The 7,123-nt window shown below is 74.5% G+C and carries 7 protein-coding genes and 1 pseudogene; 5 read left to right on the plus strand and 3 right to left on the minus strand.

The window, feature by feature from the left end:
* The 4 genes and pseudogenes from AB0I76_RS17150 to disA form a co-directional block, all read left to right on the plus strand.
* A pseudogene (locus AB0I76_RS17150) lies at window positions 1-252 on the plus strand (hypothetical protein); the annotation flags it as partial.
* Window positions 253-390: 138 nt separating this feature from the next.
* Window positions 391-1,146, plus strand: a complete 756-nt coding sequence (locus AB0I76_RS17155) for a hypothetical protein (protein WP_357035921.1) — start codon at window positions 391-393, stop codon at window positions 1,144-1,146.
* 91 nt (window positions 1,147-1,237) lie between these two features.
* On the plus strand, window positions 1,238-2,686 hold the full coding sequence (gene radA, locus AB0I76_RS17160) for a DNA repair protein RadA (protein WP_357035924.1): 1,449 nt from the start codon (window positions 1,238-1,240) through the stop codon (window positions 2,684-2,686).
* Between the two features lie 143 nt (window positions 2,687-2,829).
* Window positions 2,830-4,014 carry a DNA integrity scanning diadenylate cyclase DisA gene (gene disA, locus AB0I76_RS17165; RefSeq protein ID WP_357035927.1) on the plus strand — a complete coding sequence of 395 codons (1,185 nt, stop codon included), beginning with the start codon at window positions 2,830-2,832 and terminating at the stop codon, window positions 4,012-4,014.
* A 45-nt stretch (window positions 4,015-4,059) separates the two neighbouring features.
* Here the strand turns inward: disA and AB0I76_RS17170 are convergent, their stop codons facing one another.
* From AB0I76_RS17170 to AB0I76_RS17180, 3 genes are all read right to left on the minus strand, one after another.
* Window positions 4,060-4,791: a hypothetical protein gene (locus AB0I76_RS17170; RefSeq protein WP_357035930.1), complete on the minus strand. Its 732-nt coding sequence runs from the start codon at window positions 4,789-4,791 to the stop codon at window positions 4,060-4,062.
* Between the two features lie 116 nt (window positions 4,792-4,907).
* On the minus strand, window positions 4,908-5,492 hold the full coding sequence (locus tag AB0I76_RS17175; RefSeq protein ID WP_357035933.1) for a peptide deformylase: 585 nt from the start codon (window positions 5,490-5,492) through the stop codon (window positions 4,908-4,910).
* A complete protein-coding gene (locus AB0I76_RS17180) occupies window positions 5,489-6,001 on the minus strand; it encodes an ACT domain-containing protein (protein ID WP_357035936.1) in 513 nt (170 codons plus the stop codon). Before AB0I76_RS17180 ends, AB0I76_RS17175 begins: the two co-directional genes overlap by 4 nt.
* Before the next feature lie 95 nt (window positions 6,002-6,096).
* Between AB0I76_RS17180 and AB0I76_RS17185 the strand changes: the two genes are divergently transcribed.
* Window positions 6,097-6,996, plus strand: a complete 900-nt coding sequence (locus tag AB0I76_RS17185; RefSeq protein WP_357035939.1) for an A/G-specific adenine glycosylase — start codon at window positions 6,097-6,099, stop codon at window positions 6,994-6,996.
* Window positions 6,997-7,123 lie beyond the last annotated feature (127 nt).

Here is a 7,123-nt window from a genome sequence, read left to right on the forward strand (position 1 = left end):
GCACGGAACATCGCGCCGTACCGGGGCAGGACGCTGGTCGAGAACAACGTCGCCTTCCGCAACGGAGGCGGCGGGGTGTCGGGCGTCGGTCTCGCCGCGGTCGCGACCGCCGTCGTGGTGCCGCCGGTGAGCTGGTACGCCGGACGCGCCACCGCCCGGGCCGGTGCCCGCCAGGTGGCCGCCTTCCGGGCCGTCATCCTGGTGGCCCTGATCGACGTCGTCCTGCTGGTCACGAGCGGTCGGGTGGTCTGACGGCCACACCGGCGGGTGGCATCCCCGGGTCGGCGTGCGCCGGTGGATCAGGCCCAACTACCCTGGAGCGCGGTCTGCGCGGGCAGGGCCACGGGGCCCGGCGTACGACCGGGTGGGATCGTGACGAGGAGGACCGACGTGACGCGCTCGATCAGGGGTTCCCGGCGGGCGGCCCTGCTGCTGTCCGGGATGGCGGCGACGACCGGGCTGCTGCTGTCCGGGTGCGGCGCCGGCCAGGTCGCCGAGACCGCCAACAAGGAGCCGTCGGTCCAGGGCGTGAACCTGTCCGCGGCCAACGGCGACTACGTCGTCCGTGGCCTGCTGGTCGAGTTCCCGGGCGTCGACGGCTACAAGGCGGGCGCCAACGCCACCCTGAACGCCGTGATCTACAACGACTCGGAGAAGCCGGTCACCGTGACCGTGACCACCGAGAGCGCCCGCGAGATCGTGATCGCCGGTGGCGCACCGGCCGCCACGGCCATTCCCTCGGCGTCGCCCAACCAGTCGCCGTCGGACAGCCCGTCCGAGACCGCCGCGGCCAGCGCGTCGCCGTCGGGGTCGGTGTCGCCGACGGCCAGCCCGAGCGCCACGCCTTCGGCGACCGAGGCCCCGGCCGCGCCGGCCGGGCAGCCCGCGCGCATCGAGATCCCGCCGCTGAGCTACGTGCAGCTCAACACCGAGGGCCAGCAGACGTTCCAGCTGATCGGGTTGAACGAGTCCCTGCGCTCCGGCCAGAACGTCTTCGTGACCTTCGACTTCGGCAACGGCGTCACCGTCACCGGCCCGGCGCCGGTCGCCGTGCCGCTCACCCCGGCCGCTCCCCCGTCGCCGATCATCGAGCGCGAGGGCGGCTACGAGGGCGGCGGGCAGGAAGGCGAGGGCGGCGGCCACTGACGCCACCCCATTCCGTACGACCCGGCACCGCCGGCGTGGTGACCACCACGCCGGCGGTGTTCTCGTCGTACGTGGGGGCTAACGTCCGGGTGTGACCACCTCCCGATCGACCTCCCCGCGCGCGGGCGCCGGGCGCGGCCGTGCCGCCGCGCGCGAGCCCCGTCCGGCCTACGAGTGCGACGCCTGCGGCCACCAGCCGCCCAAGTGGGTGGGGCGCTGCCCGGAGTGCGGCGAATGGGGCTCGGTGGTCGAGTGCACGGTGACCGGCCCGACCGTCTCCGGCCGGGTGGTCAGCTCCCGGATGCCGGCCGAGCCGGCCCGCCCGATCGCCACCATCAGCGCCGCCCCCGCCCGGGCCCGCCCCACCGGCGTCAGCGAGCTCGACCGGGTGCTCGGCGGCGGTCTGGTCCCCGGCGCGGTGGTGCTGCTCGCCGGCGAGCCGGGGGTGGGCAAGTCCACCCTGCTCCTCGACGTGGCACAGCAGTGGGCGGCCGGGGCCGGCAGCCCCTCGCTGGTGGTCAGCGGGGAGGAGTCGGTCAGCCAGGTCCGGCTGCGCGCGGAACGGATGGGCGCCCTGCACGACCAGCTCTACCTGGCCGCCGAGAGCGACCTCGCGGCCGTGCTCGGCCACCTCGACGCGGTGAAGCCCGGGCTGCTGGTGCTCGACTCGGTGCAGACGATCTCGACCACCGGCACCGAGGGCGTGCCGGGCGGTGTGACCCAGGTCCGCGCGGTGACCGCCGCCCTGGTCGCGGTCGCCAAGGAGCGCGGCGTCGCCACCGTGCTGGTCGGCCACGTCACCAAGGACGGCCAGGTCGCCGGTCCCCGCGTGCTGGAGCACCTGGTCGACGTGGTCCTGCACTTCGAGGGCGACAAACACTCCTCGCTGCGGATGGTGCGCGGCGTCAAGAACCGGTTCGGCGCCGCCGACGAGGTCGGCTGCTTCGAGATGCACGAGGGTGGCATCAGCAGCCTCGCCGACCCGTCCGGGCTGTTCCTGACCCGCTACTCGGAGCCGGTGCCGGGCACCTGCGTGACGGTCGCGATGGAGGGGCGACGGGCACTGGTCACCGAGGTCCAGGCGCTGATCGGCGCCACGGTCGCCGGCTCGCCCCGGCGTACGGTGTCCGGCCTCGACTCGGCCCGCCTGGCGATGGTGCTCGCGGTGCTGCAACGGCGCACCGAACGGCTCACCCTGCACGACCGGGAGGTCTTCGCGGCGACCGTGGGTGGCATCCGGGTGGTGGAGCCGGCGGCCGATTTGGCCGTCGCCCTGGCGGTCGCCTCCGGCGGGCTCAACCTGGCCATCGCGCCGCACCTGGTGGCCATCGGCGAGGTGGGGCTCACCGGCGAGGTGCGCCGGGTCGGCGCGGTGCCGCGGCGGCTGGCCGAGGCCGCCCGGCTGGGCTTCCGGCTGGCCCTCGTGCCGCCCGGCTGCGGGCCGGAGAGCACCGGGGCGGGCCCGGGGCAGATGCGGGTGATCGAGGTCACGGACGTGCGCGCGGCACTCCAGGCCGTCGCCCGCGCATCGGCGGAGTGACCCTCCGTGCCCGTCCGACGGGGACCGCACGGGCGATACCGGACAGGCCGGTCAGGGGCCGCGGTCGAGGCGGGAGCCGGCATCGTGACACATCACAGTAACCGCGACAGCACCCACCGCACGGCAGTCCGTAGACTGTCGACGTGCCGATCGACCGCGATACCACCAAGCCTGCCGGCGCGACGCCCCACGCCCGCACCGGCGCCGTGGGCTCGCCCGCCCGCACGATCAGCGTGACTGTCACCGGGGGCACCGCCGGCGGGGCGGGTGACCCGCTGCGGGCTAACCTGGCACTGATGGCTCCCGGCACCGCCCTGCGCGACGGCCTGGAGCGCATCCTGCGCGGCCGGACGGGCGCACTGATCGTCCTCGGCTACGACAAGGTCGTCGAGGGGCTCTGCACCGGCGGCTTCCCGCTCGACGTGGAGTTCTCCGCCACCCGCGTCCGTGAGCTGTGCAAGATGGATGGGGCCGTGGTCCTCTCCAGTGACGGCACCCGGATCGTCCGCGCCGCCGTGCACCTGATGCCCGACCCGAGCATCCCCACCGAGGAGTCCGGCACCCGGCACCGCACCGCCGAGCGGGTCGCCCGGCAGACCGGCTACCCGGTCATCTCGGTCAGCCAGTCGATGCGGATCATCAGCCTCTACGTCAATGGCCAGCGGCACGTCCTGGACGACTCGGCGGCCATCCTGTCCCGCGCCAACCAGGCCCTCGCCACGCTGGAGCGCTACAAGCTGCGGCTCGACGAGGTGTCCGGCACGCTGTCCGCGCTGGAGATCGAGGACCTGGTCACCGTCCGCGACGCCGTCGCGGTGGTGCAGCGCCTGGAGATGGTCCGGCGGATCGCCGACGAGATCGCCGGCTACGTGGTGGAGCTGGGCACCGACGGCCGCCTGCTGGCGCTCCAGCTCGACGAGCTGATGGCCGGCGTCGACGCCGACCGCACCCTCGTCATCCGGGACTACCTCCCGAGCGGCCGCAAGTCCCGCACCCTCGACGAGGCGCTGGTCGAGCTGGACCTGCTCGGCGCCACCGAGCTGATCGACCTGGTGTCCGTCGCCAAGGCCATCGGCTACCCGGCCGCCTCGGACGCGCTCGACGCGGCGGTGAGCCCCCGGGGCTTCCGGCTGCTGGCCAAGGTGCCCCGGCTGCCGGTGGCCGTGGTGGACCGGCTGGTCGTGCACTTCGGCAGCCTCCAGCGGCTGCTCGGCGCCACCGTCGAGGACCTCCAGGCCGTCGAGGGCGTCGGCGACGCCCGTGCCCGGGGCGTACGAGAGGGGCTGTCCCGGCTCGCCGAGGCGTCCATCCTGGAGCGCTACGTCTGACGGAGCCCCGCCTGTCGGGGTCGCGTCCGCTCCAGCGGCCGCGGGTCAGCCGGTGATGGTGATCTTCACCGGCTCGCTGAGCCTGGTGCCCACCCGCGCGAAGACCTGGTACGTCCCGGGCGGCGGGTTCGGCCCGGCGGCCACGCCGTCGGCGCACCGGGTGCTCTCCCGTCCGTTCCAGCCGAGCTGGTAGGAGCGCTCGAGGCCGGGCGTGAAGGACTGCACGTCGGAGCCGGTGCTGGTGCCGCTGCCGCACTTGTCGGAGGACCAGATCGTCTCCGCGCCCGACTTGACGAACAACTCCTGCACGGCGGCCCCGACGTCCCGGCTGCACGTACGTTCGGACCGGTTCCTGATCTTCAGTTGCAGGTCGACCGTCGCGCCCCGGACCACCGAGGCCGGCAGCGCCGTCGCGGTGACCGTGATCTCTCTGTCCGTGCAGGTGCCGTCGTCCACGACAGGTGCCACCGGCGCGGCCGGCGGCGCTTCGCTGCCAGCCGGTCCACCCGTCGACGGTGCCGGATCCGCCGGCCCGGCCGACCCGCCGGACGACGGCGCGCCGGTCTGCGGCGTCAGTGGAGTCCCCGTCGCCTGCGGCGTGGCGCCCGGCGTCGCCGCATTCGATGTGGGCTGCGCGTCACCGGACGTGCCGGTGTTCCGGCCCGATCCCATGCAGGAGTTGAGCAGGACGATGAGGAAGAGAAGCACCGCTCCCAGTACGACGGCGCGTCGCCGCCAGTACACGGCGGGTGCAAGGGGACCGACCGTCAGACGCATGATGCCCCCACCGTAGCCGCGCACCGCACGGCACGCCGCCGCGACGCGCCGAACCATCGACACCGCACCTCGTCACACTCTCCACACTCGACAGTCCGGCACCGACGGGGCGCCGCTCAGAGGTAGACCTTGCGCTGGTAGACGGCGTGCGCTCCGGCCACCCGGTCGAGGAAGAGCAGGCCGGCGCAGTGGTCGATCTCGTGCTGGAGAGCCCGCGCCTCGAATCCGTCGGTGACCAGCCGGACCGCCTCCCCGGTGCCCGGCAGCGCGCCCTCCACCACCAGCCGGCTGGCACGTTTCACGTCACCGGTCAGGTCGGGCACCGACATGCACCCCTCCCGGCCCGCCTTCCAGCGCGACGCCTCGACCACCCGGGCGTTGCACAGCACGAACGTGCCGTGCACCGTGACCGCCTTCGGGTGTCCGGTCACGTCGACAGCGAAGACCTGCGCGCCCACACCGATCTGCGGCGCGGCCAGACCCACGCAGCCCGGCGACACCCGCATGGTGGCGACCAGGTCCGCCGCCAGCCGTACGGTCTCCTCGGCGGTCGGGTCCACCTCCCCGCCGGCGCGGCTCAGCACCGGTGCGGGCGCGGAGACCACCGCCCGCACCTCTCCCGGCACGCCCAGCGCCTCCGGGGTCCAGCCGCCGAGGCCGGCGTACGCCTCGGCGTCCGGCGCGCACTCGTCCCCGGTCACAGCAGATCCGGGTCGGCGGGGCGCAGTGTCACCTCGACGCCCAGGTCGGCGGCGGCCGTCGCCAGCCTGCCGGCGAGCGCGTCGGCCGCGCCGGACGGCAGCTCCACCTCGGCCACGACGACGTACAGGGAGCCGGCCAGCCGGGTGCTCAGGTCCGTCACGTTGCCACCCGCGTCGGCCAGCACCCGGGTCATCGCGGCGACGATGCCCATCCGGTCGGCGCCGTGCACCGCCATCACGTACGGCTCCCCCGCCGGCGTCGTCTCACCGTCCGGGGTGACCGCTCGTACGGTGGCCAGCAGTTGGCCGTCCGCGGCCAGCGGGGCCAGCGCGGCCTCGACCTCGGCGGCCGCCGGACCCACGCAGATCAGGGTCATCGCGAAGTGCCCCCGCAGCCGCGTCATGGTGCTGTCGGTGAGGTTCGCGCCGAGCCGCGCGAGCACCTCGGCGACGTCGGCCACGATGCCGGGCCGGTCCCGGCCGATGACGGTGATCGCGAGCTCGTTCATCCGGGCATTCTCCCCGACCCGCCGGCCGGCGCGGCCTCGCCCCGCCCGGGTCGCCCAGACAGCGGGACGGTAACGCGTGACATCATCGCGATGCGATGACTGAACCGACTTTCGCCACCCTGGTCAGCCGGTGGTACGAGGAGAACGCGCGCGACCTGCCCTGGCGGGAACGCGGGGTGAGCCCCTGGGCGATCCTCGTCAGCGAGGTGATGCTCCAGCAGACCCCGGTCGTCCGGGTGCTACCGGCCTGGCAGGCGTGGCTGGCCCGCTGGCCCGACCCGGCCGCGCTGGCCGCCGACACCCCGGCCGAGGCGATCCGGATGTGGGGACGGCTGGGTTACCCCCGCCGGGCGGTACGCCTGCGCGAGTGCGCGGTGGCGATCGTCGAGCGGCACGGCGGGCAGGTGCCCGACCGGCTGGACCAGTTGCTGGCGCTCCCCGGCGTCGGCACGTACACCGCGCGCGCGGTGGCCGCCTTCGCGTACGGCCAGCGGCACCCCGTGGTCGACACGAACGTACGTCGGGTGGTCTGCCGGGCGGTCGCCGGCGAGCCCGACGCCGGTCCCACCACCCGCCCTGCCGACCTGGTCGCCGCCGAGGAACTGCTCCCGGTCGAGCCGGCCGCCGCCGCACTGGCCAGTGCGGCCTTCATGGAACTCGGTGCCATCGTCTGCACCGCCCGCGCACCACGCTGCGGCATCTGCCCGGTCGAGTCGGTCTGCGCCTGGCGGGCGTCCGGACAGGCCGCGCCCACCGGACCGACCCGCCGCCCCCAGCGGTACGCCGGCACCGACCGCCAGGTACGCGGACTGCTGCTCGGCGTCCTCCGGGAGGCCGTGAGCCCGGTCCCCCGGCAGCGCCTCGACCAGGTGTGGTCAGACGACGTGCAACGGTCCCGGGCACTGGCGGGGCTGGTGACCGACGGCCTGGTGGAGCCGGTCGGGGAGGCCTCCTACCGCCTGGCCGGCGACGGCCCGCCCCTGCCCGTCGGCTGACATCCCAGCATGACGAAAGGGCCGGCCCCTTGTGGGGGCCGGCCCTTTCTGGTGTGGGTCAGGAGATGTAGCCGCGGGTGGCGATCCAGTCGGCGAGGTTGTCGATGTTCATGCGGTAGGTGGCCTG

It is taken from the genome of Micromonospora sp. NPDC049799, from assembly GCF_040656655.1.
Lineage (GTDB): Bacteria > Actinomycetota > Actinomycetes > Mycobacteriales > Micromonosporaceae > Micromonospora.